General features: G+C 70.1%; 36 protein-coding genes. 24 read left to right on the plus strand and 12 right to left on the minus strand.

All coding sequences use genetic code 11. The features are described 5' to 3' along the window. The coding region (locus tag ABS78_RS14425; RefSeq protein ID WP_293380502.1) for a ferritin-like domain-containing protein at positions 1-1,035 on the plus strand (1,035 nt) is incomplete at its 5' end. A 129-nt stretch (positions 1,036-1,164) separates the two neighbouring features. Here the strand turns inward: ABS78_RS14425 and ABS78_RS14430 are convergent. After that, positions 1,165-1,716: a PadR family transcriptional regulator gene (locus ABS78_RS14430; protein WP_293380505.1), complete on the minus strand. Its 552-nt coding sequence runs from the start codon at positions 1,714-1,716 to the stop codon at positions 1,165-1,167. A gap of 438 nt (positions 1,717-2,154) precedes the next feature. On the opposite strand from ABS78_RS14430, the gene ABS78_RS14435 reads away from it, so the two are divergent. From ABS78_RS14435 to ABS78_RS14445, 3 genes are read left to right on the plus strand one after another with little or no spacing between them, the layout of a single operon-like run. After that, positions 2,155-3,090 (plus strand): ferritin-like domain-containing protein, encoded by a 936-nt coding sequence (locus tag ABS78_RS14435; protein ID WP_293380508.1) that lies wholly within the window; start codon positions 2,155-2,157, stop codon positions 3,088-3,090. Positions 3,091-3,133: 43 nt separating this feature from the next. Beyond that, positions 3,134-3,520: a phosphoribosyl-AMP cyclohydrolase gene (gene hisI, locus ABS78_RS14440; RefSeq protein ID WP_293380511.1), complete on the plus strand. Its 387-nt coding sequence runs from the start codon at positions 3,134-3,136 to the stop codon at positions 3,518-3,520. Beyond that, positions 3,517-4,152, plus strand: coding sequence for a LysE family translocator (locus ABS78_RS14445; RefSeq protein ID WP_293380514.1), 636 nt, complete (start codon positions 3,517-3,519; stop codon positions 4,150-4,152). The genes hisI and ABS78_RS14445 overlap by 4 nt, the downstream gene beginning before the upstream one ends. Before the next feature lie 30 nt (positions 4,153-4,182). On the opposite strand, the gene ABS78_RS14450 is transcribed toward ABS78_RS14445, so the two are convergent. From ABS78_RS14450 to ABS78_RS14460, 3 genes are all read right to left on the minus strand, one after another. Further along, positions 4,183-4,440 (minus strand): hypothetical protein, encoded by a 258-nt coding sequence (locus tag ABS78_RS14450; protein ID WP_293380517.1) that lies wholly within the window; start codon positions 4,438-4,440, stop codon positions 4,183-4,185. 91 nt (positions 4,441-4,531) lie between these two features. Then, the gene (locus ABS78_RS14455; protein WP_293380520.1) at positions 4,532-4,873 is read right to left on the minus strand and encodes a glycine zipper 2TM domain-containing protein; all 342 of its coding nucleotides are present in this window, start codon (positions 4,871-4,873) and stop codon (positions 4,532-4,534) included. A gap of 86 nt (positions 4,874-4,959) precedes the next feature. After that, a complete protein-coding gene (locus tag ABS78_RS14460; RefSeq protein ID WP_293380523.1) occupies positions 4,960-6,324 on the minus strand; it encodes an MFS transporter in 1,365 nt (454 codons plus the stop codon). Positions 6,325-6,599: 275 nt separating this feature from the next. On the opposite strand from ABS78_RS14460, the gene ABS78_RS14465 reads away from it, so the two are divergent. The 3 genes from ABS78_RS14465 to ABS78_RS14475 all read left to right on the plus strand — a co-directional run bounded on the left by ABS78_RS14465 (position 6,600) and on the right by ABS78_RS14475 (position 8,537). Beyond that, positions 6,600-6,914, plus strand: a complete 315-nt coding sequence (locus ABS78_RS14465; RefSeq protein WP_293380526.1) for a hypothetical protein — start codon at positions 6,600-6,602, stop codon at positions 6,912-6,914. 115 nt (positions 6,915-7,029) lie between these two features. Then, complete coding sequence (locus ABS78_RS14470) at positions 7,030-7,863, plus strand: enoyl-CoA hydratase-related protein (RefSeq protein WP_293380529.1); 834 nt, start codon at positions 7,030-7,032, stop codon at positions 7,861-7,863. Then, on the plus strand, positions 7,860-8,537 hold the full coding sequence (locus ABS78_RS14475; RefSeq protein WP_293380532.1) for a hypothetical protein: 678 nt from the start codon (positions 7,860-7,862) through the stop codon (positions 8,535-8,537). The genes ABS78_RS14470 and ABS78_RS14475 overlap by 4 nt, the downstream gene beginning before the upstream one ends. Before the next feature lie 205 nt (positions 8,538-8,742). Here the strand turns inward: ABS78_RS14475 and ABS78_RS14480 are convergent, their stop codons facing one another. Together ABS78_RS14480 and ABS78_RS14485 are read right to left on the minus strand one after the other, a co-directional pair. Beyond that, on the minus strand, positions 8,743-8,955 hold the full coding sequence (locus tag ABS78_RS14480; RefSeq protein WP_293380535.1) for a hypothetical protein: 213 nt from the start codon (positions 8,953-8,955) through the stop codon (positions 8,743-8,745). 152 nt (positions 8,956-9,107) lie between these two features. Continuing rightward, the gene (locus tag ABS78_RS14485) at positions 9,108-9,608 is read right to left on the minus strand and encodes a hypothetical protein (RefSeq protein ID WP_293380538.1); all 501 of its coding nucleotides are present in this window, start codon (positions 9,606-9,608) and stop codon (positions 9,108-9,110) included. 134 nt (positions 9,609-9,742) lie between these two features. Here ABS78_RS14485 and ABS78_RS14490 point away from each other — a divergent pair, with 134 nt between their 5' ends. Then, positions 9,743-9,916 carry a hypothetical protein gene (locus ABS78_RS14490; RefSeq protein WP_293380541.1) on the plus strand — a complete coding sequence of 58 codons (174 nt, stop codon included), beginning with the start codon at positions 9,743-9,745 and terminating at the stop codon, positions 9,914-9,916. Here the strand turns inward: ABS78_RS14490 and ABS78_RS14495 are convergent, their stop codons facing one another. Next, complete coding sequence (locus tag ABS78_RS14495; RefSeq protein ID WP_293380544.1) at positions 9,917-10,549, minus strand: nucleotidyltransferase family protein; 633 nt, start codon at positions 10,547-10,549, stop codon at positions 9,917-9,919. A 32-nt stretch (positions 10,550-10,581) separates the two neighbouring features. On the opposite strand from ABS78_RS14495, the gene moaA reads away from it, so the two are divergent. The 7 genes from moaA (at position 10,582) to ABS78_RS14530 (ending at position 15,198) form a co-directional block, all read left to right on the plus strand. Then, the gene (gene moaA, locus ABS78_RS14500; protein WP_293380547.1) at positions 10,582-11,661 is read left to right on the plus strand and encodes a GTP 3',8-cyclase MoaA; all 1,080 of its coding nucleotides are present in this window, start codon (positions 10,582-10,584) and stop codon (positions 11,659-11,661) included. Between the two features lie 3 nt (positions 11,662-11,664). Then, complete coding sequence (locus tag ABS78_RS14505; protein WP_293380550.1) at positions 11,665-11,904, plus strand: MoaD/ThiS family protein; 240 nt, start codon at positions 11,665-11,667, stop codon at positions 11,902-11,904. Between the two features lie 7 nt (positions 11,905-11,911). Beyond that, positions 11,912-12,358 (plus strand): molybdenum cofactor biosynthesis protein MoaE, encoded by a 447-nt coding sequence (locus tag ABS78_RS14510; RefSeq protein WP_293380553.1) that lies wholly within the window; start codon positions 11,912-11,914, stop codon positions 12,356-12,358. Between the two features lie 13 nt (positions 12,359-12,371). Then, on the plus strand, positions 12,372-12,779 hold the full coding sequence (locus tag ABS78_RS14515; RefSeq protein ID WP_293380556.1) for a hypothetical protein: 408 nt from the start codon (positions 12,372-12,374) through the stop codon (positions 12,777-12,779). A 106-nt stretch (positions 12,780-12,885) separates the two neighbouring features. Then, positions 12,886-13,437, plus strand: coding sequence for a molybdenum cofactor biosynthesis protein B (gene moaB / locus ABS78_RS14520; RefSeq protein ID WP_293380559.1), 552 nt, complete (start codon positions 12,886-12,888; stop codon positions 13,435-13,437). Beyond that, positions 13,437-13,904, plus strand: a complete 468-nt coding sequence (gene moaC / locus ABS78_RS14525) for a cyclic pyranopterin monophosphate synthase MoaC (RefSeq protein ID WP_293380562.1) — start codon at positions 13,437-13,439, stop codon at positions 13,902-13,904. Before moaB ends, moaC begins: the two co-directional genes overlap by 1 nt. Positions 13,905-13,962: 58 nt before the next feature. Then, the gene (locus ABS78_RS14530; RefSeq protein ID WP_293380565.1) at positions 13,963-15,198 is read left to right on the plus strand and encodes a CoA transferase; all 1,236 of its coding nucleotides are present in this window, start codon (positions 13,963-13,965) and stop codon (positions 15,196-15,198) included. 464 nt (positions 15,199-15,662) lie between these two features. Here ABS78_RS14530 and ABS78_RS14535 read toward each other — a convergent pair whose 3' ends face one another. Then, the gene (locus ABS78_RS14535) at positions 15,663-17,078 is read right to left on the minus strand and encodes an HWE histidine kinase domain-containing protein (RefSeq protein WP_293380568.1); all 1,416 of its coding nucleotides are present in this window, start codon (positions 17,076-17,078) and stop codon (positions 15,663-15,665) included. Between the two features lie 157 nt (positions 17,079-17,235). Here ABS78_RS14535 and ABS78_RS14540 point away from each other — a divergent pair, with 157 nt between their 5' ends. From ABS78_RS14540 to ABS78_RS14550, 3 genes are all read left to right on the plus strand, one after another. After that, on the plus strand, positions 17,236-17,544 hold the full coding sequence (locus tag ABS78_RS14540; protein ID WP_293380571.1) for a hypothetical protein: 309 nt from the start codon (positions 17,236-17,238) through the stop codon (positions 17,542-17,544). Beyond that, on the plus strand, positions 17,541-17,948 hold the full coding sequence (locus ABS78_RS14545) for a hypothetical protein (protein ID WP_293380574.1): 408 nt from the start codon (positions 17,541-17,543) through the stop codon (positions 17,946-17,948). The genes ABS78_RS14540 and ABS78_RS14545 overlap by 4 nt, the downstream gene beginning before the upstream one ends. Positions 17,949-18,028: 80 nt before the next feature. Beyond that, positions 18,029-18,214 carry a DUF1328 domain-containing protein gene (locus ABS78_RS14550; RefSeq protein WP_293380577.1) on the plus strand — a complete coding sequence of 62 codons (186 nt, stop codon included), beginning with the start codon at positions 18,029-18,031 and terminating at the stop codon, positions 18,212-18,214. Here ABS78_RS14550 and ABS78_RS14555 read toward each other — a convergent pair. Genes ABS78_RS14555 through ABS78_RS14565 form a run of 3 tightly spaced genes read right to left on the minus strand, consistent with a single transcriptional unit; the run spans position 18,200 to position 20,227 of the window. Further along, positions 18,200-19,018: a metallophosphoesterase gene (locus tag ABS78_RS14555; protein WP_293380580.1), complete on the minus strand. Its 819-nt coding sequence runs from the start codon at positions 19,016-19,018 to the stop codon at positions 18,200-18,202. The genes ABS78_RS14550 and ABS78_RS14555 overlap by 15 nt on opposite strands. Next, entirely contained in the window at positions 19,015-19,869 is an 855-nt protein-coding gene (locus ABS78_RS14560) for a diacylglycerol kinase family protein (protein ID WP_293380583.1), read from the minus strand. The genes ABS78_RS14555 and ABS78_RS14560 overlap by 4 nt, the downstream gene beginning before the upstream one ends. 34 nt (positions 19,870-19,903) lie before the next feature. Then, the gene (locus tag ABS78_RS14565) at positions 19,904-20,227 is read right to left on the minus strand and encodes a hypothetical protein (RefSeq protein WP_293380586.1); all 324 of its coding nucleotides are present in this window, start codon (positions 20,225-20,227) and stop codon (positions 19,904-19,906) included. A gap of 141 nt (positions 20,228-20,368) precedes the next feature. On the opposite strand from ABS78_RS14565, the gene ABS78_RS14570 reads away from it, so the two are divergent. From ABS78_RS14570 to ABS78_RS14580, 3 genes are all read left to right on the plus strand, one after another. Further along, positions 20,369-20,710 (plus strand): YMGG-like glycine zipper-containing protein, encoded by a 342-nt coding sequence (locus ABS78_RS14570; protein ID WP_293380589.1) that lies wholly within the window; start codon positions 20,369-20,371, stop codon positions 20,708-20,710. An 83-nt stretch (positions 20,711-20,793) separates the two neighbouring features. Then, entirely contained in the window at positions 20,794-21,243 is a 450-nt protein-coding gene (locus ABS78_RS14575; RefSeq protein WP_293380592.1) for an OmpA family protein, read from the plus strand. Between the two features lie 348 nt (positions 21,244-21,591). Further along, positions 21,592-21,834, plus strand: coding sequence for a hypothetical protein (locus ABS78_RS14580; protein ID WP_293380595.1), 243 nt, complete (start codon positions 21,592-21,594; stop codon positions 21,832-21,834). Between the two features lie 70 nt (positions 21,835-21,904). Here ABS78_RS14580 and ABS78_RS14585 read toward each other — a convergent pair whose 3' ends face one another. Beyond that, positions 21,905-22,702, minus strand: a complete 798-nt coding sequence (locus ABS78_RS14585) for a response regulator (protein WP_293380598.1) — start codon at positions 22,700-22,702, stop codon at positions 21,905-21,907. A gap of 234 nt (positions 22,703-22,936) precedes the next feature. Here ABS78_RS14585 and ABS78_RS14590 point away from each other — a divergent pair, with 234 nt between their 5' ends. Genes ABS78_RS14590 through ABS78_RS14600 form a run of 3 tightly spaced genes read left to right on the plus strand, consistent with a single transcriptional unit; the run spans position 22,937 to position 25,458 of the window. Then, positions 22,937-23,125: a NepR family anti-sigma factor gene (locus tag ABS78_RS14590; protein ID WP_293380602.1), complete on the plus strand. Its 189-nt coding sequence runs from the start codon at positions 22,937-22,939 to the stop codon at positions 23,123-23,125. Then, a complete protein-coding gene (locus ABS78_RS14595) occupies positions 23,125-23,730 on the plus strand; it encodes a sigma-70 family RNA polymerase sigma factor (protein ID WP_293380605.1) in 606 nt (201 codons plus the stop codon). The genes ABS78_RS14590 and ABS78_RS14595 overlap by 1 nt, the downstream gene beginning before the upstream one ends. A 12-nt stretch (positions 23,731-23,742) precedes the next feature. Further along, complete coding sequence (locus ABS78_RS14600) at positions 23,743-25,458, plus strand: sensor histidine kinase (RefSeq protein ID WP_293380608.1); 1,716 nt, start codon at positions 23,743-23,745, stop codon at positions 25,456-25,458. Positions 25,459-25,465: the final 7 nt, after the last annotated feature.

Raw genomic sequence — 25,465 nt, forward strand, 5'->3', positions numbered from 1 at the left:
AACCGCTCGACCGCCTTCGACAAGATCATCTCGGCGACCCACGACCACTTCTGGGATCCCCTGGACAAGAAGTACATCGACTTCGACGAACCGTTCGACATGGAGAACCAGTCGATCCTCCCCGAGGACATGGTCGTCTCGTTGCAGACCAAGTACGTCTCCGACCACCTGTCCGACCCGAAGGACCGCATCCGGTTCATCAACGGCTTCGCCCTGCGCAGCTTCTCCTCGATCCTGCACGGCGAACAGGGCGCGCTGAACCTGTCGGCCAGCCTGTGCCACGTCCTGAAGGACCAGGGCGCCCAGGAGTACGCCGCCAATCAGACCCGCGAAGAGGCCCGCCACGTCACCGCCTTCGCGAAGTACATCAAGGCGCGCTGGGGCCGTCCCGTGGAATGCGGCCCGACGCTGAAGGCGCTGCTGATCGACATCATCGGCAGCCCCGAGGTCTACAAGAAGATCGTCGGCATGCAGATGCTGGTGGAGGGCCTGGCGATGGGCGCCTTCGCCACCTTCTTCAAGGTCAGCAACGACCCGCTGGCCAAGAAGCTGATGCAGCTCGTCATGACCGACGAGGCCTTCCATCACAAGTTCGGGAAGATCTGGGCCGACCGCACCATCCCGCACCTGTCGGAGAAGGAGCACGAGATCATCGAGCTCTGGGCCGCCCAGTGCTTCCAGACCCTGCTGTTCAACCTGGTGGGCCCTTCACAGCAGCGGAGCCTCTACGAGGAGTTCGGCCTGGACCCGGACATCGTGATCGCCGAGCTGGCCGAGATCATCACCGACGAGGATCGCCGCGAAGGGATGAAGGAGCAGACCAACATCTTCCGCGTGCTGGTGAAGACTTTGCTGAACGCCGGGATCATCACCGACCGCACCAAGGCGTTCTACGCCATGTACGTCGACCTCGACGAACTGAGGTCCGAGGGCGACAAGATGGTGGGCGACGACATCGCCGAGGAGGGCATCCGCTACCTCCAGGAGATCAACTTCGCCGACAAGGCCAAGCAGATCCTCATCGCCGCCGAATAGGCCGCCGGCAAGACCGGACGTTCGAGCCTCCGCGAAAGCGGAGGCTCCTTCGTTTCCGGCCTACGAACGTCGCAGGCGTCTCGTCCTGCGGGAGCGTGAATCGGTGTCTTCGGTAGCGAGGACGCCAGATCAGGTGCGCTCGATGGACGACGCGGTGTCGTCGATCATGCCGACGATCCGGTCCAGCTCCTCGGCCGACACCGGGCGGGCCATGCGGGCCTTCAGCGCCATCTGGAGATTGGCCAGGGCGCGTTCGACGCGCGGGCGGCCGGGCCCGGCGTGTCGGCCGGCGTCCTCCATGCGCGCGAAGAGCGCCTCCACGGCGGTCCGGTCGCCATCCAGTTCGGCGCGGCCCTCGTCGCTGATCTCGTACAGCTTGCGGCCGGTCTCGCCGCCGGCCTGCCGGACGCGGCCCTCGTCTTCCAGCAGCGCCAGGGTGGGGTAGATCACGCCCGGCGAGGGACGGTAGGCGCCGCCGGTGCGGTCCTCCAGCTCCTTGATCAACTCGTATCCATGCCGCGGCTGCGCCTCCAGCAGGGCGAGGATGACGGTGCGCAGGTCGCCGTGCCCGAAGAAGCGCCCGAAGCGCCCGCGCCGCTCGCCGTGCCGCCCCATGCCGCCGCTCCAGCCGTGACGGCCGCGGCGAACGAGGTGGTCGTGGAAAAGCTTGTGTCTATGCATTCGATATCCTTTCGATATGTCTGATTGTCAGATATATCGAAACCGTGTCGGCGCGCAAGCGATTTCGATACAGTCGAAATTCTCTGCGATTTGACGGGCCGCTGTTTGCGCAGGAGACTTGCCGCCGCTCAGGCCCGCAGCAGACGGACCGACGCAAGCCAGGCCGACACAGGCCAAGGCGACACAGGCCAAGGCGACGCAGGCCGGGCCGGTGCAGGCCGGGCCTGCAGAGGCCGGATCGGGAGGATACGATGGCCGACGGCAACATCACCAAGGACGCCATGTACGGGGCGGTGGCCCCCGACGACTTCGAGTCGATGCTGGAGCTCGACCGCTACAACAACCGCTCGACCGCCTTCGACAAGATCATCTCGGCGACCCACGACCACTTCTGGGATCCTGGACAAGAAGTACATCGACTTCGACGAACCGTTCGACGTGGCGAACGAACCGATGATGCCCGACGATCAGGTGCCCCTGCTGCGGCTGCCCTACGTGCGCGACACGTTGAGCGACCCCCGGCGGCGCACGGCGTTCATCAACCACATGCAGCTCCGCAACTTCTCCTCGATCCTGCACGGCGAACAGGGCGCGCTGAACCTGTCGGCCAGCCTGTGCCACGTCCTGAAGGACCAGGGCGCCCAGGAGTACGCCGCCAACCAGACCCGCGAAGAGGCCCGCCACGTCACCGCCTTCGCGATGTATGTGCGTTCGCGCTGGGGCCGGCCGGTGGAATGCAGCGCCGCGCTGAAGGCGCTGCTGGTCGAGATCATCGAAGCGCCCGAGGTCTACAAGAAGATCGTCGGCATGCAGATGCTGGTCGAGGGCCTGGCCATGGGCGCCTTCGCCCAGGGCTTCAGGCACAGCCGCGACCCGCTGGCCCGCAAGCTGTTCCAGCTCGTGATGACCGACGAGGCCTTCCACCACAAGTTCGGGAAGATCTGGGCCGACCGCACCATCCCGCACCTGAGCGAGGCCGAGCGTGCGATCGTCGAGGATTGGACCGCCCACTGCGCGCAGAAGCTGTTCTTCGACCGCGGCGCGCCGAACCAGATGGCCGAGATGTTCGAGCCCTTCGGCCTGGACCCGCAGCGGGTGGTCGAGGCCATCGCCGAGCGTCGCAAGGCGCGCGATCCAGGCATGCGGATCACCAACGAGACCAACATCTTCCGCGTGCTGATCAAGACGCTGCTCAAGGCGGGCCTGATCACCGAGCGGACGCGCAGCTTCTACGCCCTGTACGTCGATCTGGACGAGCTGCGGGCCGAGGGCGACCGGATGGTGGGCGACGACATCGCCGAGGAGGGCATCCGCTACCTCCAGGAGATCAATTTCAAGGACGGCGCGCGCCCGGTCTCCATCGCCGCGGAATAGGTGATAGAGGGGGCGCATCCGCCAGCCCGAGGATGCGCCTTCGATGAGCTTCCCCACCGCCCCGTCCAAGGACGCCCTGGAACAGGGTGAGATGCTGACGCCGCGCTTCGACGCCGCGGGCCTGATCGCGGCCGTCGCGACCCACGCCGACACCGGCGAGGTCCTGATGCTGGCCTGGATGAACGCCGAGGCGTTGGAGAAGACACTCAAGACGGGAGAGGCCCACTACTACAGCCGCTCGCGCGGCGAACTCTGGCACAAGGGCGCCACCAGCGGCCAGGTTCAGGTGGTGGACGAGGTCCGCATCGACTGCGACCAGGACGCCGTGTGGATCAAGGTGCGGCCCCAGGGCGACGGCGGCGCCTGCCACACCGGCGCGCGATCCTGTTTCTATCGTGTGGTGGACGGCGGCCGGGTGGTGCGGGAATGACCGTCGCCCAGGCGTTGCTGGCGTTCGCCGCCGCCGCCACCCTGCTCACCGTGACCCCGGGGCTGGACACGGCCCTGGTCCTGCGGACAGCCGCCGTCGAAGGCGCCCGGCCTGCAGCGCTGGCCGGGCTGGGGGTGATGATCGGCTGCCTCGCCTGGGGCGCAGCGGTGGCTCTGGGGCTGGGTGTCCTGCTCGCGGCCTCGACGCTGGCCTTTACGGTGCTGAAATGGGCCGGGGCGGCCTATCTGGTCTGGCTGGGGCTGGGCCTGATCCTGCGCCCCAGGCGCGCGTTCGAAACGGAGACGGCGGCGAGCGGCCCGGCGCCGACCCACGGAAACCTCGCCTGCCTTCGGCGCGGCCTCCTCACCAATCTGCTGAACCCGAAGGTCGGGGTCTTCTACGTCTCGTTCCTGCCTCAGTTCCTGCCGCAGGGCGTACCGGCCGGCCCGTTCGTCTTCCTGCTGGCCGGGCTTCACGGGCTGATGGGACTGGCCTGGTTCACCCTGCTGATCGCCGCGACGCAGCCGCTGTCGCGCATGCTCCGCCGCCCGGCGGTGGTGGGATGGCTGGACCGACTGACCGGGGGAGTCTTCCTGGCCTTCGGCCTGCGGCTGGCTCTGGAACGGCGCTGAGCAAGGCCCCCGGCAGGCCTGCAGCGCCGGTCAGCAGTTGTCGCCGCGACAGAACCCCTGACGGTCGCTCATCTTCGCCATCTCCTCGGCGTCGCGACGCCGCCGCTCCTCCCACTCCTCAGGCGTGGCGCAGATACGCTTCTTGAAGTGGGAGCCGGTTTGGGCCTGGAGCACGCAGACCTTCTTGGGCCCTTCGGGCTTGGCCGCCGAAGCCACGCCCGCCTTCGCCTCGGCGCCGACCGCCGGTTCGGCCATCAGCGCGGCCGCCAGAAACAGACCCGCCAGCATGGACCACCCTCCCCTGTCTTCGGCCGTTCCGCCTTTCAGGACAGCCTAGACCGGGGATGAGGGCCTCTCCAAGCCCATGCCGGCGGACCGGTCAGCGACGCCAGTACCCCTGGCGCTCGTCCCATCGGCCGTAGCGGCCGTTGTGGGGATAGCCGCTGAAGCCATAGCCGCACGGATCGTCCCGCCGCGCGATCTGGTTGGCGATCACGCCGCCGGCGACGGCGCCCACGGCCGCGCCTAGGGCGTCGTCGCGGGCCACCGCGGCGCCCGCCGCGCCTCCGATGACGGCGCCGGCCGCCGTGGCCGCCGCGCGGTTGCGTTCGTAGTCGCGCTGGCACGCATCGGCCCAGCGGGATCCGCCGCTCGTGCTGGCGCAACCGCCGAGCGCCGCGCCGACGGCGAGGGCTCCGGCCCAGAGGGTGATCTGACGCATGGCGTCCTCCGCGCTTCCCATGGTGGAGCCTGGAGAACGCCAAAGACGCCGACGACGTTCCGTAGGGTCGACGCCAGTCCGTCCGATCACGAAATGGGGCGCCCGAGAAAGCGCAGCCGCGAGCGCTTCGCCACGGTCCCGACGATCGCCAGCATCAGCAGCGACGGGACCAGAAGCGACAGGTGCGGCCCGATCCGATGCGCCAGAACGCCATAGGCCACCGCGCCCAGCGGTCCGCCGCCCATGACCCCCAGCGTGAAGATCGACAGCACCCGGGCGCGCCGGTCGGCCGGCGCATGTTCCTGTATCAGGCCCCGGCTCAGCGTCATGGCGACGCCCCCGCCCAGGCCCCAGGCGAAATTGGCCCCGCAGAGCAGCCACAGCGGCATGGGAATCACGCAGAGCAGCAGCACCAGCGCCCCACTCGCCAGGGCGAGAAGGTAGGCCCGCCCCTTTCGCTGCGGAGGACGGCGCATGATCACCATGGCCGAGATCATGCTGCCCAGCCAGAAGCAGAGACTGAAGGCCCCGAGCGCGGTGGCGATGGCGGCGTTGGCCCGCCCGCCGGCCTCGACGGGGAAGTAGCTCTGGACGATCAGGGGTAGCAGCACGGCGAAGGCCCCCATGAAGCAGACGCCCATGCCCACGCTGCACAGCATCACGGGCCCGATGACCGGCGAGGCGACCACGGCGGCGAAGCCTTCGCGGATATCCCGGCCGACGACGGCCAGCGGGTGTCCGATCCCCGGCGGCCGCGCCGCCATCGGCCGGGGCCGCATCTTCAGCGCCGCCAGCGAAGCGGCGGCCATCATGCCCGCCTGCCCGAAGAGCAGGGCGGCGACGCCCACCAGGGGCGCCACCATGGCCGCCACCATGCCGAGGATCTGAGCCGCGAACTGAGCCAGGGAGGCGGCCGCCACAGCCTTCTGCACGTTGCCGGGGTCGGGCGCCACCTGGCTGAGCAGCGAGTCCCGCGCGGGATTGGAGAAGGCGCTGATCGAGCCCACCACCAGCGCGTAGACGATGACCAGGCCATAGGTGAGCCGGCCGCCGGCCACCAGGCCGCCCAGGACGGCGAAGGTGACCATGGCGGCCAGGGCGCAGACCACGACGATGCGCCGCGCGTCCGCGCGGTCGGCCAGGAACCCCCCGAGCAGGATGAGCAGCGTCGTCGGCGCCTGGAGCGACATCTGCGCCAGGCCGAAACGGATCTCGTTCTCCTGGAGCACCACCCGCACAAGGTACGGAAACAGCACCATCTGGAGACCGAAGGCCAGGAACCAGGCCCCGTGGGCGAACAGATAGGCGGGAAACCGCGTGTCCGCGCCAGGCGCACCGATCACGGGCGCTCCGATCAAGGGCGCGCCGATCGCGGCCGCACCATCCGAGGGCGTCCCGTTCCCAGGCAAATCGGCCCGGGCGGCCTGCGCCGCCTCATCCTCTATCGTCACGACCGGCTTCCCCCTCGCCTCCTAGCGTGCCTGCCTGAAATCGCGGCGTCGAGAGGGTGCGGCGATCCGGACGGGCGAGAGGGGTTGCGAAGCCGCGCGGGATGAGTCTGGAATGACGCAACGGCTGCGACGCGGGCCAACCGCGCGCCGACCGCAAGACGGAACACCGTCAAACGCGAAAGCGTCACAGGGCCTTGGGAGGCGACGTGAAAAGGATGAAGGCGTGGGCCGCCACAGCGGCCTTGGCGTGTCTCTGGGGCTCGGCGAGTCAGGCCATGCCCCTTCTGGAAGTCTCAAGCGCGCGGGCGGCGTTCCGCATCGACCTGCCGGAGGGCTGCGTTCTGCAGGACGGCGCGCAGCAGACGACCTACGCGACATTCTATGTCGCCTGCGACGGGCAGGTCTATGCAGGCATCTACGCCGGCGACGCGCCCGATCCGACGGTGCCCCGCAGCCGGCTCATCGAGACCGACGACAAGTGGCCGAGGAACGTCCAGGTCTGGAGCGAGGTCGTGCCCGGCGACCAGGCCCGCGCCGACGCCATCGCCGCCTCGGTGAAGGTGCGCCGCATGAAGGTGGCGTTGGGCTGACGCCCGCAGAATCCGGTTCCCTTGCGCCGCGGCAGGGTCTTAGCTTGGGGTGACGGCTCCAGAACACGTCCCAAGACACGCCCGATCCAGAACACGCCTCCAGGGAGACTCCGCCATGGCCGACAGCGCCGCCGCCCTCGCCCCGCAGACCGAAGCCTCGGCCGGCGAAGAGGTGCTGTACGAGGTGAGCGAACACGTCGCGACGATCACCCTGAACCGGCCCGAACGGATGAACACCATCTCGGGGCCGATGCTGCGCCTGCTCGCCGAACGCCTGCTTCAGGCCGATCGTGACCCCGAGGTCCGCTGCATCATCCTCACCGGGACGGGGCGCGCCTTCTGCGCCGGTCTCGATCTCAGCCGCGCCACCAAGGGCAGCACCGGGCTGGAAGGCGCCTCGACCTCGACCGACATCGACCTGCGCGCCACACCCCCGACGGTCCTGTTCAATCTGGGCACGCCGACGATCTGCGCCCTCAACGGTTCGGCGGCCGGCTACGGGATGGACACGGCGCTGGGCTGCGACATCCGCATCATGGCGCAGAGCGCCAAGCTGGCCGCGGCCTTCACGAAACGCGGGATCGTGCCCGAAAGCGGCGGCACCTGGTTCCTGCCCCGGCTGATCGGCTGGTCGAAGGCGGCGGAGATCATCTTCACCGGCCGGACCCTGACGGCCGCCGAATGCGTGGATCTGGGCCTCGCCTCGCAGGCCGTACCCGACGCCGAGGTCGGCGCGGCGGCGCGCGCGCTGGCGCTGGAGATCGCCGCCAATGCGCCTCTGGCCGTCCAGGCCTCGAAGCGGATGATGCGCATGGGCCTGTCCGAAGGATTCGACGAGCATGTGCATCACGTCTTCCTCCAGCTTCTGCCCCTTCTGCGCACCGAGGACGCTCTGGAAGGCATGAAGGCCTTCATGGAGAAGCGGCCGCCGAAGTTCTCGGGCCGATGATGCGCCCGCCGGGTCGCGCGCCGGGAGCCGCCGCCCGCGTGCTGATGGTCCTGTGCGCCGCCTCGACCCTGACATCGTGCTCGGGGCGCGACTCGGGGCAAGATTCGGGGCAAGACTCGGGGCGAGAGAACGCCGCGCCCGAGGCTGCGCCACCCCCTGCCCCCGTCGCGGCGGCGTCCGAACGCGCGGGGACTCCTCCCGCAAAGCCCGCAGGCGCCGAGGCCATAGACGCCGCCCTGGCGGCGGCGCAGGCCTTCAACTCGGGGACGACGGCGGATCTGGCCGCCGTTGCGCGCGAGGAACAGAAAATCCGGCAGGCGAGCGCCGCCGCCCAGGTCGCGGCCCGGGACGGCGGGAACGCCGAGCCCCGCATCGCTGCGGCGCGCCGCAACGCCGAGGCGGCTCGCTCCGCGCTCGCCGCCGCCCGCACCGCTTCGGCCAGCGCCGCCTCAACCCAAACCGCCGCCGTCGAGGCTGCGGTGTCGCAATGCGCGGCCACGCCCGAACTGGCGGCCTACGAAGGCTGCGTGGCTCTGACCGCGGAACAGGTCACCCTCGCGCAGAACATCGCCGCACTGGACGCGCGCCATGCCGCGGCCGACGCGGTGTGGAGCCAGGAACGCCCGCGCCTCGAGGAGGCGGCGGCGGCGGTGGCGCTGGCCGGTCTACGCTGACGCGGCGCCGCTGGCGGTCTTGATTGTCGGGGAAGGGATCCCACATGGGATCTGATCGCTGGCGGCGGGCATCTCCCCCTGTCCTGCCGCCGACGGGTTGCGGCCCTGGCGCCTCAGATGGCCGCCGGGGCCGCTTTCGTCTCTGATCCTGTTCGAGCGTCCGCCCCGCCCGGCGCGAGCCCGGCGGGCGGGGCGGACGGCGAACTCAGCGCCCGGCCTGCGGGTTGCGACCTTCCTGGCCCTGCTGACCTTGTTGGCCCTGCTGGGAGCCCGGGTTCCGGTTGTCCTGGTCGCGGTTCTGGCGCTCGCGATCCGTCTGCTGCTGCTGCTGGTTGGGCTGCTGTTGCTGGCCCGGATTGTCCTGCTGCTGCGGGCGGCGGGTCTGGTCGTTCTGGTCCATGTTGTTCTGGTTGCCCATCACACAATCCTTCCTTGGCTTTGGCCTTGGGTGGCTCTGGCGCGAAGCGTTCAACGATCCGCGCCTCTAAGAAGGCCTGGGAGAAGGAAGGGTTCGACTGAGCTATAAGATAATTTTTCCAACAGCTTAGCTGGAACGAGGAAGATGGCTCGTCACATGCCCTCGGCCGGCGAACGGGCCTCGATCCAGGCATCCAGCGCCTGGGCCGCCTGGTTGCGGCAGCCGCCCTGGTGGGCCTGGACGATCGCGTCCAGCGTCCGGATCACACCTGGGTCGGGACAGACGCCCGAACGCGTGCGCGCGACACGCATGCCGCCCACGGTCGCCTTCGCCGCAGGCGCGACGATCACCTTGAGGATCGCCAGCCGATCCGCCTCGCCCTGGCTGGCGGCGCGGCGCGGCAGCACCACGCCGCCGGGCGCGCCCTTGAAGCGGACCAGATCGCCGGACGCGTGCATCAGGGTCAGGGTGTCGCCCGGCGCGAGCGCCACCCGGGCGCCGGCCTCGAAGCCCTGGCCGCGGGCGATGGCGGAGGAGGTCGAAGCGACCACCACATAGTCCCGCGCGGCGGCGGCCGTGGCGAAGGCGGCGAACGCGAGCCCCACGGCCAGGCAGGTCAGGTGGCGGCGCATCACCAGCATGGCGCGGAGCATCGCGCGGAGGGCTCCCGCCCGCAAGCCCGACACACGCAAGAAGCGAAACAAAACACAACCTGAGGAGGATAAGAGTTAACCGCCGGTTAAACGCTTGCGCCTTATTGTCGCAGTCAGAATATCGAGGCAGCGCTATGGTCAGCGTACAGCTGAGAAATTCCGGTCAGGGGCTCTGGACGGCCCTCGCCCTGCCCATGACGGTGCAGGCGGCGCAGACGCTCGCCGCGGCCGCGAGAACGCTGAACCTGGCGGATCAGGTGCGGATCGCGCCGTCCTCGGGCGGCGCGCGCCTGGATATCCGGGTCTGATCAGGCCTTCAGGCCAGGTCTTCGGGCCAGGTCCTCGGGACGATCCACATCGAACAGCACCCCGTCGTCGGGCGCAGGTATGCGCGCGAGGCGATCTCCCAGCGCGCCCAGGATCGCACGGGCGCCAGCGTCGCCGGTCAGTCTCGCAACCTCTCCGAACAACGCGCGGCCGAGCACGACGGGATTGCCGCGCCGGCCGGCGAACTCAGGCGCCGCAGCCGGCGCGCCGGAGGCCACGGCGCGCGCCAGGGGCTCCAGAACGGCGACCGGCGCCCGCGGCATGTCTCCCAGGAAGACGAAGGCGCCCTCCACCTCAGGCCCCAGCGCGGACACGCCCGCGCGCAGCGACGCCGCCATGCCTTCGGCGTGGTCGGGGGCATGGACCACGCGCATCGCCGGGTCGAACGCCCGGACACACGCTTCGACCGCCGTGCGATCGGCGCCCGTCACGACCACGACCTCTCCCACCGGCGCGGCCCGCGCCGCCGCGAGCGCGCCGTGCAGCAGGGGGCGTCCTTCGAACGCGGCGAGCAGCTTGCCGCCGCCGAAGCGCCGTCCTGCGCCCGCGGCCAGTACGACGGCCGCGAACCGCGCCCGCTCGCCCGCACCCGCGATGTTCACCGGGTCTGTCACGGCGCGGCGTTCCCTCCTATGTTCCCAGCTGGATGACGCCCTACGACGACATCGCCATGCCCGCCAGGGCGCGACCCGACGCCAGATCGTCTGTCGGGGCCGTGGAGCCGCGACTCGACCCCGCGCCCCTGGCGGACGGCTTCGGCCGCACGGTGACCTATCTGCGGCTGTCGGTCACCGACCGTTGCGACTTGCGTTGCGTCTACTGCATGGCCGAGCACATGACCTTCCTGCCGAAGGCCGAGGTGTTGACGCTGGAGGAGCTGGATCGCGTGGCCTCGGCCTTCGTGGCCCTGGGAACCCGCAAGCTGCGGCTGACCGGCGGCGAACCGCTGGTGCGCAAGGGCATGATGGATCTGGTCCGCAGCCTTTCGCGCCACCTGCGATCCGGCGCGCTGGACGAACTCACCCTCACCACCAACGGCACCCGATTGGCCGAGTTCGCGGGCGAACTGGCGGCGGCCGGCGTGCGACGGATCAACGTCTCGCTCGACACCCTCAAGCCGGACCTGTTCCGGACGCTGACGCGCGGCGGCCAGCTTCCGAAGGTGCTGGCCGGGATCGAGGCCGCCCAGGCGGCCGGCCTGGCGGTCAAGATCAACACCGTGGCGCTGAAGGACGACAACGCCGCTGAGCTTCCCGACCTGATCGCCTGGGCGCACGGGCGCGGCTGCGACATCACCCTGATCGAGACCATGCCGATGGGCGAGGTCGAGACCGACCGCACCGACCAGTACCTCTCGCTGAAGACGGTCCGCGCCGGTCTGGAGAGCTTCTGGACCCTGGAAGACATCCCGCTCTCCACGGGCGGGCCGGCGCGGTATGTGCGGGTCGCCGAGACCGGCGGTCGCCTGGGCCTCATCACCCCGCTCAGCCACAATTTCTGCGAGACCTGCAACCGGGTGCGCCTGACCTGCACCGGCACGCTGCACACCTGCCTGGGACAGGAGGACGCCACCGACCTGCGCGCCGTGCTGAGGGCCGGCGGGGATGACGCCGACCTGATCGCGGCCATCCGCGGCGGGATCGACGCCAAGCCGAAGGGCCACGACTTCGAGATCGCCCGGCGCACCCCCGCGGTCGCCCGGCACATGTCCACCACGGGCGGCTGAGGCATGGCCCGCGTCCTGCTGTTCGGCGCGCTCAGAGACCTCGCCGGCTGGCGCGAGCGACGGATCGAGGCGGCGTCCGTCTCCGCGCTGTGCGCCGTCATCGGCCAGGAGGACGCCGCGCTGGGCGAGGCGCTGGCCGGCAAGGGCGTCCAGGTGGCCGTGGACCAGGCGATCGTGCGCGACGACGCCGTCCTGGCCGACACCAGCGAGGTGGCCTTCCTGCCGCCGATGAGCGGAGGCTAATCGGCCGATGAGCGTCCGCCTCACCGATGCGCCCTTCGACCCCGGCGCCCTGCTCTCGGACTTCGCCCGCAACCGGACCGAGACCGGCGCGGTGGCCACCTTCACGGGCCTCGCCCGCGCCGAGGCCGGCGCCACGACGGTTCTGGAACTGGAAGCCTACCCCGGCTTCACCGAGGCGCAGATCGGCCGGATCGCCGATCAGGCGTGCGAACGCTTCGGCCTCCACGACCTCGCCATCCTGCACCGGGTGGGGCGGATCGCGCCGGGCGATCCCATCGTCTTCGTGGCCACCGCCGCGGGTCACCGTCGCGCCGCCTTCGAGGCCTGCGATTTCCTCATGGACTACCTGAAGTCCCGCGCGCCCTTCTGGAAGAAGGAGCACGGCCCGTCGGGCGAACGCTGGATCGAGCCCACCGCCCAGGACCACGCCGACCGCGAGCGGTGGGGCGGCTGAGATACGGCGGACGGTGCGGCGTCTCCTGATCGTCCTGGCCTCGTCGGCCGGACTCGCAGGTTGCGGCTTCGTCTACGACCGCAAGCTCGACGACACCTACAGGCTCGTGGCGATCGACGTACTCGAGGACGCGAGGGTCTGTCGCAGCCTGCCTGGCGGCGACTGCATCGGCGATGGGCTTCCCGGTCCCGCCGTCTTCGCCGCGGGGGCGGACGATCGCCACCTCGTCATGGCCCGGCATCCCCGGGGGCGTGGGATCGACCGGTCGGTCACCGAATACTTCTACGTCACGCGACATCGTGGAGACCCGCCGGTGAGCGCGGGTGACGTCGTCGGCCCGCTGACCCGATCCGAGTTCGACGCCGAGGCGCAAAGGCTCCGGCTCCCGGCCTTCAGCCAGCGGATATCCCGGCTCGAGTAGCTCCCGGTCCCGCCGACGCCCCGCTATCGCCACCGGACCTCGTGACGACACCCTGTGGCGACACCTTGCTTCCGTGGGCTATGAGGGAGCGGAGGAGCCCCGACGCATGAACGCCCCCAATCTTGCCCCTGGCGGGAAGATCGACGCCGCCAAGACGCTGAAGCCCGTCAGGGTCGCAGTCCTGACCATCTCGGACACCCGGGACGAGGAGAGCGACACCTCCGGCGACCTGCTGGCCGGCCGGGTCACGGGCGCGGGCCACGAGCTGGCCGCCCGCGGCATCGTGAAGGACGACGTCGCGGAGATCCGCGCCCAGATCCTGGCCTGGGTGGGCGACGGCGTGGAGGCCATCGTCACCACCGGCGGCACGGGCATCACCGGCCGCGACGTGACGCCCGAGGCCGTGCGGCCGCTGTTCGACAAGGAGATCGACGGCTTCTCGGTGATCTTCCACCTGGTCAGCTACCAGTCGGTGGGCCTGTCCACGCTTCAGTCGCGGGCGCTGGCAGGGATCGTGAAGGGCTGCTTCGTCTTCTGCCTGCCCGGCTCGAACGGGGCGGTGAAGGACGGCTGGGACAAGGTCATCTCGGCCCAGCTCGACAGCCGGCACGGCCCCTGCAACATGGTCGAACTCATGCCGCGCCTGATGGAGTCGTAGTGGGTCGGCTCACTCACATGGACGAGACCGGCCGCGCCCGCATGGTGGACGTGTCGGACAAGGCGGTCACCACGCGCGAGGCCGTCGCCGAGGGCTTTCTGCGCATGACGCCCGAGACCCTGGCGCTCGCGCTGTCCGGCGAGGGCAAGAAGGGCGACGTCCGCGCCGTGGCCGAGATCGCCGGCGTCATGGCGGCCAAGCGGACCTCCGACCTGATCCCCATGTGCCACCCCCTGCCCATTTCGAAAGCCGAGGTGCGGGTGGAGCCTGCGGAAGGCGGATTGTCGGTGACGGCGCGCGTGAAGACCGCCGGGCGGACCGGGGTCGAGATGGAGGCGCTCACCGCCTGTTCGATCGCCTGTCTGACGCTCTACGACATGCTGAAGGCGGCCGAGAAGGGCATGGTCATCGAGACGGTGCGCCTGGTCTCCAAGACCGGGGGCAAGTCCGGCGACTGGGCGCTTTGACGACGAAGTTGACGTCCGGGCTTCCGGCCGTAGCGTCACCGCCGGTAAGGCGTATCCCATGACCACTCAAGCCAACGCCGCGCCGCAGGGCGCTCCCGAAGGGCCTCTGGCCGACCTCGTCGTCGTGGAGCTGGGGACCCTGATCGCAGGTCCGTTCTGCGGCCAGATCCTGGGCGACTTCGGGGCCGAGGTGATCAAGGTCGAGGACCCGCGGGTCGGCGATCCCATGCGCCAGTGGGGCCGCAGCCTGCCCAAGGGCCTGTCGCCGTGGTGGCCGGTGATCGGGCGCAACAAGAAGTCGGTGGGGATCGATCTCCGCAAACCCGAGGGCCAGGCGCTGGCGCGCAAGCTGATCGCCGGGGCCGACGTCCTGATCGAGAATTTCCGCCCCGGCGCGATGGAGAAGTGGGGCCTGTCCTACGAGAGCCTGGCCGCCGAGAATCCGCGGCTGATCATGGCGCGCGTGTCGGGTTTCGGCCAGACCGGCCCCTATTCCCAGCGCGCCGGGTACGGCCTGATCGGCGAGGCCATGGGCGGCCTGCGCCATGTGACCGGCGAACCCGACCGGCCGCCGGCGCGGGCCGGCATCTCGATCGGCGACAGCCTGGCGGCCATGCACGCGGTCATGGGGATCACCATGGCGCTGCACGCCCGCGAACGCACGGGTAAGGGCCAGGTGATCGATGCGGCGCTCTACGAAAGCGTCCTGGCGGTGATGGAGAACCTGATCACCGAGTACGACCTGACGGGCTACACCCGCGAACGTTCGGGCTCGGTCCTGCCGGGCATCGCGCCCTCCAACGCCTATCCCTGCAAGAACGGCGAGATGATCCTGATCGGCGGCAACGGCGACAACGTGTACGCCCGGCTGACCGAGGCGATGGGACGGCCCGACCTGAAGGACGACCCGAAGTTCGTCGATCACGCCAGCCGCGGCGCCAACCAGGGCGAGCTGGATGCGTTCATCTCGGAGTGGACGTCCGGCTGGAACCTCCCCGAGCTGCTGGCGCTGCTGGAGGAGAAGGGCATTCCGGCGAGCCGGGTCTACCGGGCCCCCGACATGCTCGAGGACCCCCAGTTCGCCGCGCGCGACACCATCGTGACCGTGGAGCACGACGTCTTCGGTCCGATCCGCATGCAGAACGCCTTCCCGAAACTTTCGGCCACGCCGGGCCGCGTCCGCTGGCCGGGGCCGCCCTTGGGGGCGCACACCGCCGAGGTCCTGACCGCCCGGGCGGGCTGCGACGCCAAGGCCCTCGCCAACCTGCGGGCGGCCGGGATCATCTCGGCCTGACGGGCGCGCGGCGGCTCTATTCCGGACCACGAAGGGACGCGAACGGGGCGGTGTCGTGCGAGGCCGCGAAGCGCGACTTCCAAATTCAAGGAACCACGGAAGACACGGAAGGACACGGAAAGGCGAAGCTGCGATTCCGTGTCCTTCCGTGTCTTCCGTGGTTTGTAACGAGGAGCCCCCGCTCGCTCGGAGGCTCGGGAATAGCCCGCCCTCTTTCGTGTTTTTCGCGATGTTCCTGAAATAGGAGACGTCCGGACCGCGACCTTTGCCGCGGGCCGAACGTGGAAGTCCGGGTCGCCTGATTCCGGGCGATCTCCCTTGGCCGCCGGTCCGGCCCCCGCGATTGCGCCCGCGGGCCTTCGTGACGCCAGCGATACGCCTCGCCAAGTCGCTTCAGAAGGCGGCGCCTTGTCCCAGCGCGATCTCGCCGCGCGGCGATGCGACGCGGCGTATGGTAAAGCTTATCAACGGGATGCCAGGATCTCGGCCACGGCCGAGGCCACCTGGGTGACGTCGTAGGGTTTGCGGATGATCGGGGCGTCGAAGCCGCCCGGCGCGCCCCCCGTCTCGCCGTATCCGGTTGCGAAGACGAAGGGGATCCTGCGCTGGTGCAGCACCTCGGCGACAGGGGTCACCGAGCGGCCGTTCAGGTTGGCGTCCAGGACCGCAACGTCGATCGGCTGGTCCAGCAGCGCCATCGCCTCCTCCAGCTCATAGGCCGGACCGACCACTTCCGCCCCGGCCTCGGACAGTCCCGTCTCCAGCTCCAGCGCCAGCAGGACGGCGTCCTCCACGATCAGCACCCGAGCCCCGTTCAGGCTGGCGGGGCCGGCGGCAGTGGCCACCGTCTCGGTCACCCGGTTCGCGACCGGAACATCGGGCACGACCTCGGGCCGGTCGGCCATCGCCTGCGGCCCGGCGCGAAGGCGCGCCCGCACGCCTGCGGGGCGATGCTCGACTTCGGCGGCGCCGTTGAGCTCACGCGGGGTCACCTGCTCCAGCAGGGTCGAGCCGAAGCCGCGGCGCGCCGGCGGGCCGACCGGCGGCCCGCCCGTTTCGGTCCAGGTCAGCTCGAAACCGCCGTCCCGCAGCGTATGCCAGCGCAGATCGACACGCCCCGTCTCCACCGAAAGCGCCCCGAACTTCACGGCGTTCGTGGCCAGCTCGTGCAGCGCCAGGGACAGCGCGTTGGCGGCGCGCGGGGTCAGGAAAAGCTCGGGACCTTCCCAGCTCGTCTGGCCCGGCGCCAGCGCGCCCAGCTCGGCCGACGCCAGGTGGTCGATGGCGGCGCCCCGCCAACGCGCGGCGGTGAGCAGTTCGTTGGCCGAGGCCATCGCCTTCAGCCGCCCGTTGAAGTTCGTCAGGAACGCATCCAGCGAGGTCGTCCGCTTCGCCGTCTGCTGGGCCAGGGCCTGCACGGCGGCCAGGACGTTCTTCACCCGATGATCCAGCTCGGACATGAGCTGCTGGCGCTGGTCCTCCTCCAGGTACTGGGCGGTGACATCCTCCACGATCCCGCAGACGCGCACGGCCGCGCCGGACCCGTCGCGGATGACGTGACCCGCGCCACGCATCCAGCGGACCTCGCCGGTCTCGGGGCGGATGATGCGATAGCGCCGCTCGTAGGTGTCACCGGCGCCGATCACCCGAGTGTGGTCGGCGCGCACGGCGTCCACGTCGTCGGGATGGACGATCCGACTGAAGATGGCGCCCTGTTCGGCAGGCTGCTCGCCCTCGGGCAGTCCGCTGATGCGCGACAGGCGCGCACTGATGCTGACGACATCGTTTCCGATGTCCCAGTCGAACTCGCCCAGGCCGGCGATCTGGAGCGCAAGCTCCAGGCGGTCGCGGTCGGAGCTGTGATCCAGCTCGCGCGTCATCGTTTCCAATAGATAGGCGCTCTCTCCGCTTCGTCCATCTCAATCGTCGCCTTCCCGACTTAGACCTTGAGGCTTTGCGCCGCGCCGGCAGACCTCCTATGTTGCACTGCGCTATCCTACAGCTCCCGTCGGGAGCGTGAATGTTCGGAGACGATATATGCCCCCCAAGGCCGGCCCGGTTACGACCGAAGACGTGGCGACCGCCGCGAACGACACCGCCGCGAAGATCGCCGCCGACGCCCAGAAGGCGATCACCGAAGCCGCCAAGCGGATCGAAGCCACCGTCCAGCAGAGCCTGGAGCAGATCCGAGCCCAGAGCCGGGTCTACGCCGACGTGGCCGGCGAGCAGTTCGACGAGGCGGCCCGCGCGGCCAGCGAGCAGATCCGCGCCCGTCCCCTGGCGGCGACCGGCGCCGCCCTGGGCGTGGGCGTCCTGATCGGCATGCTGCTCGCCTCCCGGCGTTGAGCCTCAACCGCATCCTGAGCATTGTCGTGGCCGCCGTGGCGGTGGCTGCGGCGGTGTCGGTGTCCCTGGTGGCCGCCGCCTTCGCGCTCTACGCGCTGGTCGTCCAGTGGCTGGGTCCCATCGGGGGCGCCGCCCTGGTCGCCGGCGTGTTCGCCCTGATCGCGCTTTTCTCGGCCGCCGTCGCCGTGGGCAAGATCCGTCCTCGCCGCGGCGTTCCGGCTCCGCCGCCTTCGCCCGCCGAGAAGATCATGGGCATCGCGCGCGAGCGTCCGATCCTGGCCACCGGAGCCGCAGTGCTGGCCGGAATCGTCCTGATGCGAAATCCGGCGATCGCCACCGCACTCGTCAGCGCGTTCCTGGCAGGCGGCGGCGCCAAGCCCCCCTCTCCGCCCAAGAGGCGCTGACGGTTCGGCCTTGGAACGCCGCGCCCCCGGCGGCGTTTGTTCTCGCGCAGACATGTCCGCTCTGCGATCGGAGATACGCCATGCTCGGCTGGGCCCTGACTTTTCTCGTGGTCGCCCTGATCGCGGGCCTCCTCGGCTTCACCTCGGTGGCCGGGGCCGCGATGGGGATCGCGAAGATCCTGTTCTTCGTCTTCCTCGTGCTGTTCGTCGTCTCGCTGGTCCTGCACCTGGTGCGCGGCCGCGGCCTGGGCTCAGGCCCGCTCTGACGTCGTCCGGTCCGGAGAAGACCGACCTGGGCGCCTCTCGAGCGCCCAGGTCCGAAAGGGCTCGTAGGACGAGCCGGTCCATGCGAGGGCGGTGACCCGAACGGTCCCGCCCTCGATTTCTACGGTGTTGAAGCCGGGCGGGACCCCGCGCTCGCGCACCGAAAGCGTTCCCGCCCCCACCGCCCAGGTCCGGCCGTCGCCATGTGGATAGGGCCAGACGAACGGGGCGTGAATATGCCCCGAGAGCACGAGATCCACATTGGCGTCCGCGAGTTTAGCGGCGGCCTGAGCGCCTCCCCACACCCGCGCCGTCATCGGTCCGCCGATCATCTCGATCAGGGGATGATGGACGACCACGATCCGCAGCAGATCGCCGGCCTGAAACCATCCCGCCGCGTCGTCGGCCTGTCGGCTCGATATCTGGCCCTTTGACCAGTTCAGCCGGGGCTGAGCCCCCCGGGCCGTGTTGACGCCCACGACTCCGACGCCAAGTCCTCGCCAGGCCTGAAACCGCGCAGGGCCGACGAACCGCTCGAATCGGCGGAAGGGCGTGAAGATCCGCTCGGCCCAGGCGAGATAGGGGGCGTCGTGATTGCCCGGCGTCACCAGCCGCGGCCCGGGAAGCGCCGCCAGCCAGGCGCCGGCCGCCTCGAACTCCGTCGCTTCCGCGAAACGGGTCAGGTCGCCGGACACCACGGTCAGATCAAAGCCTCCGCCGCGGACGAAATCTCCGGCCGCCGCCACCGCCGCCGCGTTCTCACCCCCGAAATGGATGTCGGACAGATGCGCGATGCGGACGATCACCGCTCGTCCTTGGGCGGCGGCGCCAGAACACGGCAGACACGGGGATCGAAGCGGACCTCGGTCACGGCCGGCAAGGTCACGGTCTCGCCATCCAGGATGGCCGGAATGGGATGGGCCGACCGGATCAGGGCCCTCTTGCAACTCCGGCCCTCGACGGCGGGATCGGCCCGCCAATCGCTGACGAGGGCGTTGAATCCCAGCCGCAGAACCTCGCCGGCGCCGCGAACGTCCAGGGCCGCCGCCTCCAGGGCCGGATCATCGGCGCGCATCACTTTGGAGGCGATGGGACAGATCAGCAGGACCGCCTCGGCCTTGGCCGGAGGACGATCGTCGAACCTGTAGCGAAGGCGTCCGGTGAAGGCGCGGCGGAGCGCCCGCTTAGCCCGCGCCCACGCCAGCAGGAGCTTGCGCTCACGCACGGCCTCCCGCGCGGCGGCGAAGCGGGCCGGCGAGCCGAGGATGGCCGCGCAAAGGAACCGATGCCCCTCGATGCAGCCGCCACCGAGATCGCGTTCATGTCCCGACTCCAGGGCCAGTCTCAGCGCCTCGGGCCAGGGGACCGCTCCGTAGACTGCGTGAGGCAGCATGTTCATCGTCCCGCCGGGAAGCGGCGCGATAGTCGGCCCGTCGGGACCGCACAGTTCGGCCGCCGCGCGGACGGTGCCGTCGCCGGCGAGGGTGATGAGCAGATCGGGCCCCGCCTCGATGCTGGCCTTGAGCCGGTCCATGAGCTCGTCGGGCGCCGGCGCGTGGACCTCGGCGCTGACGCCATACTGGGCGAGCATGCGCGCAATCTCGTCTGGAGCGTCGGGCCCGACACTTCCGGATGCGACGTTGGCCACCACCTCCACCTTGCGGAAGCGGTGGCTGGCGGACTGTTCGGAATCAGTTGCTGGCAGGCGCTTGGGTCCCGTCCCTGGCGGTGGCGTCGCGGAAGGCGCCTTCCGCGTCGGCGGCGACGCCGCGGACCACAGGTTCGGCCCGGTCGGCCGCGACCGCAAGGTTTTGATCCACCACCGCGCCGGCGCCGCCGAACGAGCCGTTCACCGCCGCCAGCGCCAGAAGGGCCAGTCCGATCCCCGCGGCCAGGATCGTGAGCGTCATCAGGATGGGATGCCGGCGGCGACTGCGGTGGGCGTCGCGGCGGCCCATTTCGTAGGCTTCGCGCAGTTCGCTGCGCGCCGGGTCGCGATCGGTCAGGGCGGTCACAGGAGCCTCCTCGGGTTCGATCCCCAGGGAACGGCGCCCGCGTGGCTTGGTTCCGCTCCCTCGCCGATGGCCTCGGCGGGGAACTGCGCCTTGTGCGAAGCGTTCTTCGCCGCAGGGGACACCCACAGGAGAGCCATTGGCATGTTGAAGCCACTTATCGCCATGGCGGGCGCCGGCGTCCTCGCCGCCGCCTGCACCACCACCGGCAACACGGAACGCAGCGCCATGGGCGGCGCCGCTCTGGGCGCCCTGACGGGCGCTGCGATCGGCGCTGTCTCGGGCGACGTCGGCGTTGGAACCGGGGCTGCCGTGGGCGCCGGGGTCGGCGCTGTCGCCGGCGCAGTGAAAGGCTGCCGCGACGACGGGGGCTGCGGCGCGTCCTCGCCCAATCGCCGCCAGTACTACGACGAGCGCGCGGGCCGTTACTATTATTACGACCCGGGTTCCGGCCGTTACTACTGGGAGAATGGCGCGCCCCGCTGACGTGGCGGCCAAGCCGGGTTAGGAAGAGGGCGGTCGTATTCCCGACCGCCCTTTTCATATGCGTTGACCGAGGAGAGAGGCCGATGGCGCGAATCGTGGGGCTGGTGGGGGCGATGGCGACCACCGTGGGGGTCGCAGCCTGCGCGTCGGCGCCCGACAGACGGGCCGCGATCGAAACGCCCCCGCCGAGTTGCCGAGAGGTGACCATACCGGTCTACTTCGAAGCGAACGACGCCGATATCACGCCCGAGGGCCGCCGCGTCCTCGCGGCGGAAACCCAGGCCGTTCGCGGCTGCCGGATCGAGGGCGTTCGCGTCGTCGGCCTGGCCGACGCCGTGGGCGACCCCGCCGCGAACCTGGAACTCTCCAAGCGCCGGGCCGCTTCGGTGGCCGAGGCCATCAAGGCGGCCGGCCTGCCGGATGCCGAATTCGAGGTGGCCGCGGCCGGACAGGCGGGCTCCGTTGCGCCCGATGGCCAGCTCCGCCCTGTGCGTCGTCGCGCCGACGTCACGCTGCGGCTCAGCCCACCCTGAGGCGGAGGCCTGAGGTAAGGCCGTCACGGACGACGAACCCTAGCCCCGCCAAAAGATGGGTCCCGCAAAAGATGGGGCGGGTCTTTCGACCCGCCCAGTGTGCATCATCGAGAAAAGGGGTTGCGGAGACGGCAGACCGGCGTGTCGCCGGCCTCAAGTCGGGGGGGGCGTCGCCGCCTCCGCACTCATTGAAACGTCGGTGACGTCTCTGCGTTCCCGCCGCCGCAGGACTTTTTTCGAAGTCATGCCCGCTTCCGCCAAAGACGACGCTTTCGGAACAGTGGCGCAGACGACGCGTTCCTCCGACCAGCCCGCACACGGGGCGTTGCAAGGCCGGAGAACGATCCGATGACCTATTCCAGAGAACCCCCGAACACGGCGCTCAACGCCACGCGGGTCCGCCAGGGCCGGTGGGGGCGCCCCGTCTTCTGGGTGCTGGTGTTCAGCACGCTTCTCGCGGCCCTGGGCCTGTTCGCCGCCTGGACCTGGAAGGCTCCCGACCTCGCGTCCACCGATCCGACGGCGGCGGAGCGGCAGGCGGCCGCAAGCGCCTTCCAGGCGCCCCAGCCGCCCCCGCCGGATCCCGATTGACGCGCCCGATTCGGAAAGGACGCCACCGGGTCGGCGACGCCTTTCCTCATGTCGAGCCCGCAGTCGTGGCCTACGCGGCCTTCTGTTTCGCGTTCCGCGGGTGGAAGAACAGCGCCTGGCCTATGGCCGCCTTCACCGTCTCCGGCTGGAACGGCTTGGTGATGAGGAATGTCGGCTCGGGCCTCTCGCCGGTCAGCAGGCGTTCGGGGAAGGCGGTGATGAAGATCACCGGAACGTCGAACCGCTGAAGGATGTCCTTCACCGCGTCGATCCCGGACGATCCGTCGGCGAGCTGGATGTCGGCGAGCACGAGACCCGGGGACTTCCGCGCGATCGCGTCGACCGCCTCGGTCCGGGTGGCGGCGATATCCACCACCGTATGGCCCAGCTCGGTCACCAGCGCCTCGATGTCGGCGGCGATCACCGGCTCGTCCTCGATGATGAGCACGTCCGTGGCGAGTTCGGCGTCGATTTCGGCCTGGGCCTCGGCGATCAGCCGCTCGACCTCGGGGAAGTCCGCGCCGAGAATCTGCGCCGTCTCGCTTGGCGTGAAACCCTCGAGCGCCGTCAGCAGGAAGGCCTGGCGCGAGCGCGGCGCAATCCGCATCAGGCGACGGGTGGCGTCATCGGCGCCGCCGTCGTCGGCGGGTCCTTCGAGCTGCGCGCCGGAGGTGCCCCAGATGGCATGGAACACGTGATACAGGGCGACCCGCGGCGTCATCGTATCGGAAAGCGTCTGCTCGCCCGCCGCGAGCGCTTCGAGGGCGACGCGCACGTAATGGTCGCCTGTGGACTGGTCCCCGGTCAGCGCGCGCGCATAGCGGCGAACGTAGGGCAGGTGAGGCGCCAGTCGGGCTAGAAGGCTCAAGGTTTCCCCCTCCGTGGTTGCTTCGATCCGGCCTGAGGCGGCGCAGGACGATGCGTCCCGCCGAGCGGGACTATGATGATCCGAAAACGCGGCCTCAGGGAACCGGTTCCCTTACGGTGAAGTTTTCATCATCCTCCCGCCCGGTGACTGGGAACCCGATCGGGGGGACATGCGTTGAGCGGCGAAGAAGATCACGAGAGGGGGCGACTTCCGCGTCAGCGGACGGCCGAAGACATGATCGAACAACGACCTTCCCCAGAGCGTCGCAGGGCGTCCGCCGCCGTCGACGAGGCCCGCCTGCGCCAGCAGGCCATTGGCGTACGCCTGCGCGAACTGTTCGACGAAGTCGTGAACGAACAGGTGCCCGACGAGTTCCTGGAGATCCTGCGACGCGCGGACAGCCGTGGCTCGGAGAAGGCCTGATGGGCGCCGCCGAGAAAGTCCGCCCCCAACGCACCGCCGCGGAGGACGCCGCGTTCAAGGGTGAGCTGGTCCAGCTGATCCCGCATCTTCGCGCCTTCGCGCGCACGCTCTGCGGCGACGCCACGGCCGCCGACGACCTCGCGCAGGACGCCATGATGAAGGCCTGGGATGCGCGGGCCAGCTTCCAGATGGGCACCAACATGAAGGCCTGGACCTTCATGATCCTGCGCAACCAGTTCTACTCCGAGAAGCGTCGCTCCTGGCGGCAGAGCCAGCTCGACCAGGAGGCCGCCGAACGCACGCTGGTGGCGGTCGACGATCCCGAAGCCCCCGTCGCCCTGGACGAGCTTCGCCAGGGACTCGCCATGCTGCCCGCCGAACAGCGCGAAGCGCTCATCCTGGTCGGCGCGGGCGGCTTCGCCTACGAGGAGGCCGCCGAGATCTGCGGATGCGCTGTCGGCACGGTGAAGAGCCGCGTCAGCCGGGCGCGGCGCGCCCTCCAGGCTATCCTGGAGGCCGGAGCCTACGATCGCGACGGCGCCGCCGCAGGCGACGCGATGAGTTCGATCCTGGCCCATGCGGAGCGCCTCAGCGCCTCGCGATAGGGAGGCGCTGGGGTGTACGGTTTGGATCGCCTGTCGCTGAGCACGATCCGGGTCCGCCTGATCGCGGCGCTCGCGGCCGCCCTGCTGCCCGTGCTCATCCTGGGCGCCCTGCAATCGGCGATCGGCTTCCAGCGCGAAGGGCAGACCCTGCGCCAGAACCTGGGCTTCGCGGCCGAGCGCAGCGCCGCCACGGCGCGCGCGCGCATGGAGGCGGCGGACGTTCTGCTCCAGACGCTGGCGCCCGGCGCGGTGGGGTTCCAGTGCGCCCAACGCCTCGCGGACGTAAAGGAGCGGATTCCGGGTTATCTGAATCTGGTGCGTTTCGATCGCCTGGGCCGCGTGGTCTGCGCGGCGGGCGGCGTGCCCGCCGATCCCCAGCGCGAAGCCCGGTCGTGGTTCCGGGAACTGGTCGGCGGACGCGAGTTCGTGATCACGCGCGATCCGGGCTCCAGCTACGCCGACGAGCCCGCAGTGCTGACGGCCGCCCGCGCCACCCGCTACGACGGGGCGTTCGACGGCGCCTTCGCCGCCGTGGTCGCGCTCTCCAGCCTTCAGCCGCAGGTCACCGACCCCTCGCTGCCCCGCGGCGCCGAGGTGGGGCTGGTGGAGAAGACCGGCCGCTACATCTCCACCACCGACGTCCACGCCTTCCCGCGGCTGCCGGCCGACTGGCGGGCCAAGGTCGACGCCGCCGGCGCCCTGGTCTGGTACGGCCGCGACGGTCGGGACCGCCGCCGGGTCTACTCCGCAGCGCCGGTCATCGGCGACGAGGTCTATGTGGTGCTGTCGGCCCAGTCGCCGGGCCTCCTGTCCTGGGCGCGGATCAACCCGCTCACCAGCATCTTCTTCCCGCTGCTGACCTTCGTCCTCGCCCTGGTCGCCGTGTCGCTGGTGACCGACCGGGTGGTCGTGCGCTGGATCGCCTACCTCCAGCGCATCGCCGCCCTCTATGCGCGAGGCCGGCTCAGCGTCCGCCCCGTCCAGGCCGAGCAGATGCCGCCCGAGATCCGCGAGCTGGCCGAGACCCTCGAAGACATGGCCGACGCCATCGTGGCGCGCGACGCCTCGCTTCGCGACAGCCTCGCCCAGAAGGACGCGCTGATGCGGGAGATCCATCACCGCGTGAAGAACAACCTCCAGGTCATCTCCAGCCTGCTCAGCATGCAGCAGCGGGCCCTGACCGATCCCGCGGCCCGCTCGGCCATGAGCGACACCCGCCAGCGCATCACCGCGCTCGCCCTCATCTACCGCGCCCTCTACCAGGGCCCCGACCTGAAGCGCGTGGACCTGCGCCCCTTCCTGGAGGAGCTGACGGCCCAGCTCGTCAACGGCGAACTGGCCCACGGGCTGGCGGTGCGCACCGAACTCCGCGTCGAGCCGCTGGTGATCGACCCCGACCGCCTGGCCCCGCTGGCGCTGTTCGCCGTCGAGGCCATCACCAACGCCCAGAAGCATGCCTTCGCCCAACGGGGCGGCACCCTGAAGCTGGAGTTCTTCGTCCGCGGCGACGAAGCGATCCTCGAGATCTGCGACGACGGCGAGGCGCCGGACGATGCACTGGTGGCGTCGGGCGTCGGCCGCACCCTGATGACCGCCTTCGCCCGCCAGCTACGAGGCCGCGCCGAGCTGGTGCGCAACAGCGAGGGCGGGATCACGGCCCGCCTGATCTTCCCCACGCCCACGGCCGACCGCCCGGCCACCGCGCGCGGGAACCAAGCGGCGGCATGACGCGTTG

Origin of the sequence: Phenylobacterium sp. SCN 70-31 (assembly GCF_001724605.1) — a bacterium.
Taxonomy (GTDB): domain Bacteria; phylum Pseudomonadota; class Alphaproteobacteria; order Caulobacterales; family Caulobacteraceae; genus Phenylobacterium.

Excerpts from the sequence above, each read along its gene's own strand:
- ABS78_RS14540 (WP_293380571.1), top strand. The coding sequence starts at position 17,236 with ATGCCCCCCAAGGCCGGCCCGGTTACGACCGAAGACGTGGCGACCGCC.
- moaB (WP_293380559.1), top strand. The coding sequence starts at position 12,886 with ATGAACGCCCCCAATCTTGCCCCTGGCGGGAAGATCGACGCCGCCAAG.
- ABS78_RS14455 (WP_293380520.1), bottom strand. The coding sequence starts at position 4,873 with ATGCGTCAGATCACCCTCTGGGCCGGAGCCCTCGCCGTCGGCGCGGCG.
- ABS78_RS14470 (WP_293380529.1), top strand. The coding sequence starts at position 7,030 with ATGGCCGACAGCGCCGCCGCCCTCGCCCCGCAGACCGAAGCCTCGGCC.
- moaA (WP_293380547.1), top strand. The coding sequence starts at position 10,582 with ATGACGCCCTACGACGACATCGCCATGCCCGCCAGGGCGCGACCCGAC.
- ABS78_RS14480 (WP_293380535.1), bottom strand. The coding sequence starts at position 8,955 with ATGGGCAACCAGAACAACATGGACCAGAACGACCAGACCCGCCGCCCG.
- ABS78_RS14530 (WP_293380565.1), top strand. The coding sequence starts at position 13,963 with ATGACCACTCAAGCCAACGCCGCGCCGCAGGGCGCTCCCGAAGGGCCT.
- ABS78_RS14590 (WP_293380602.1), top strand. The coding sequence starts at position 22,937 with ATGATCGAACAACGACCTTCCCCAGAGCGTCGCAGGGCGTCCGCCGCC.
- ABS78_RS14550 (WP_293380577.1), top strand. The coding sequence starts at position 18,029 with ATGCTCGGCTGGGCCCTGACTTTTCTCGTGGTCGCCCTGATCGCGGGC.
- ABS78_RS14430 (WP_293380505.1), bottom strand. The coding sequence starts at position 1,716 with ATGCATAGACACAAGCTTTTCCACGACCACCTCGTTCGCCGCGGCCGT.
- ABS78_RS14570 (WP_293380589.1), top strand. The coding sequence starts at position 20,369 with ATGTTGAAGCCACTTATCGCCATGGCGGGCGCCGGCGTCCTCGCCGCC.
- ABS78_RS14510 (WP_293380553.1), top strand. The coding sequence starts at position 11,912 with ATGAGCGTCCGCCTCACCGATGCGCCCTTCGACCCCGGCGCCCTGCTC.
- hisI (WP_293380511.1), top strand. The coding sequence starts at position 3,134 with ATGAGCTTCCCCACCGCCCCGTCCAAGGACGCCCTGGAACAGGGTGAG.
- ABS78_RS14535 (WP_293380568.1), bottom strand. The coding sequence starts at position 17,078 with ATGACGCGCGAGCTGGATCACAGCTCCGACCGCGACCGCCTGGAGCTT.
- ABS78_RS14475 (WP_293380532.1), top strand. The coding sequence starts at position 7,860 with ATGATGCGCCCGCCGGGTCGCGCGCCGGGAGCCGCCGCCCGCGTGCTG.
- ABS78_RS14465 (WP_293380526.1), top strand. The coding sequence starts at position 6,600 with ATGCCCCTTCTGGAAGTCTCAAGCGCGCGGGCGGCGTTCCGCATCGAC.
- ABS78_RS14490 (WP_293380541.1), top strand. The coding sequence starts at position 9,743 with ATGGTCAGCGTACAGCTGAGAAATTCCGGTCAGGGGCTCTGGACGGCC.
- ABS78_RS14505 (WP_293380550.1), top strand. The coding sequence starts at position 11,665 with ATGGCCCGCGTCCTGCTGTTCGGCGCGCTCAGAGACCTCGCCGGCTGG.
- ABS78_RS14485 (WP_293380538.1), bottom strand. The coding sequence starts at position 9,608 with ATGCTCCGCGCCATGCTGGTGATGCGCCGCCACCTGACCTGCCTGGCC.
- ABS78_RS14445 (WP_293380514.1), top strand. The coding sequence starts at position 3,517 with ATGACCGTCGCCCAGGCGTTGCTGGCGTTCGCCGCCGCCGCCACCCTG.
- ABS78_RS14575 (WP_293380592.1), top strand. The coding sequence starts at position 20,794 with ATGGCGCGAATCGTGGGGCTGGTGGGGGCGATGGCGACCACCGTGGGG.
- ABS78_RS14595 (WP_293380605.1), top strand. The coding sequence starts at position 23,125 with ATGGGCGCCGCCGAGAAAGTCCGCCCCCAACGCACCGCCGCGGAGGAC.
- ABS78_RS14450 (WP_293380517.1), bottom strand. The coding sequence starts at position 4,440 with ATGCTGGCGGGTCTGTTTCTGGCGGCCGCGCTGATGGCCGAACCGGCG.
- ABS78_RS14580 (WP_293380595.1), top strand. The coding sequence starts at position 21,592 with ATGACCTATTCCAGAGAACCCCCGAACACGGCGCTCAACGCCACGCGG.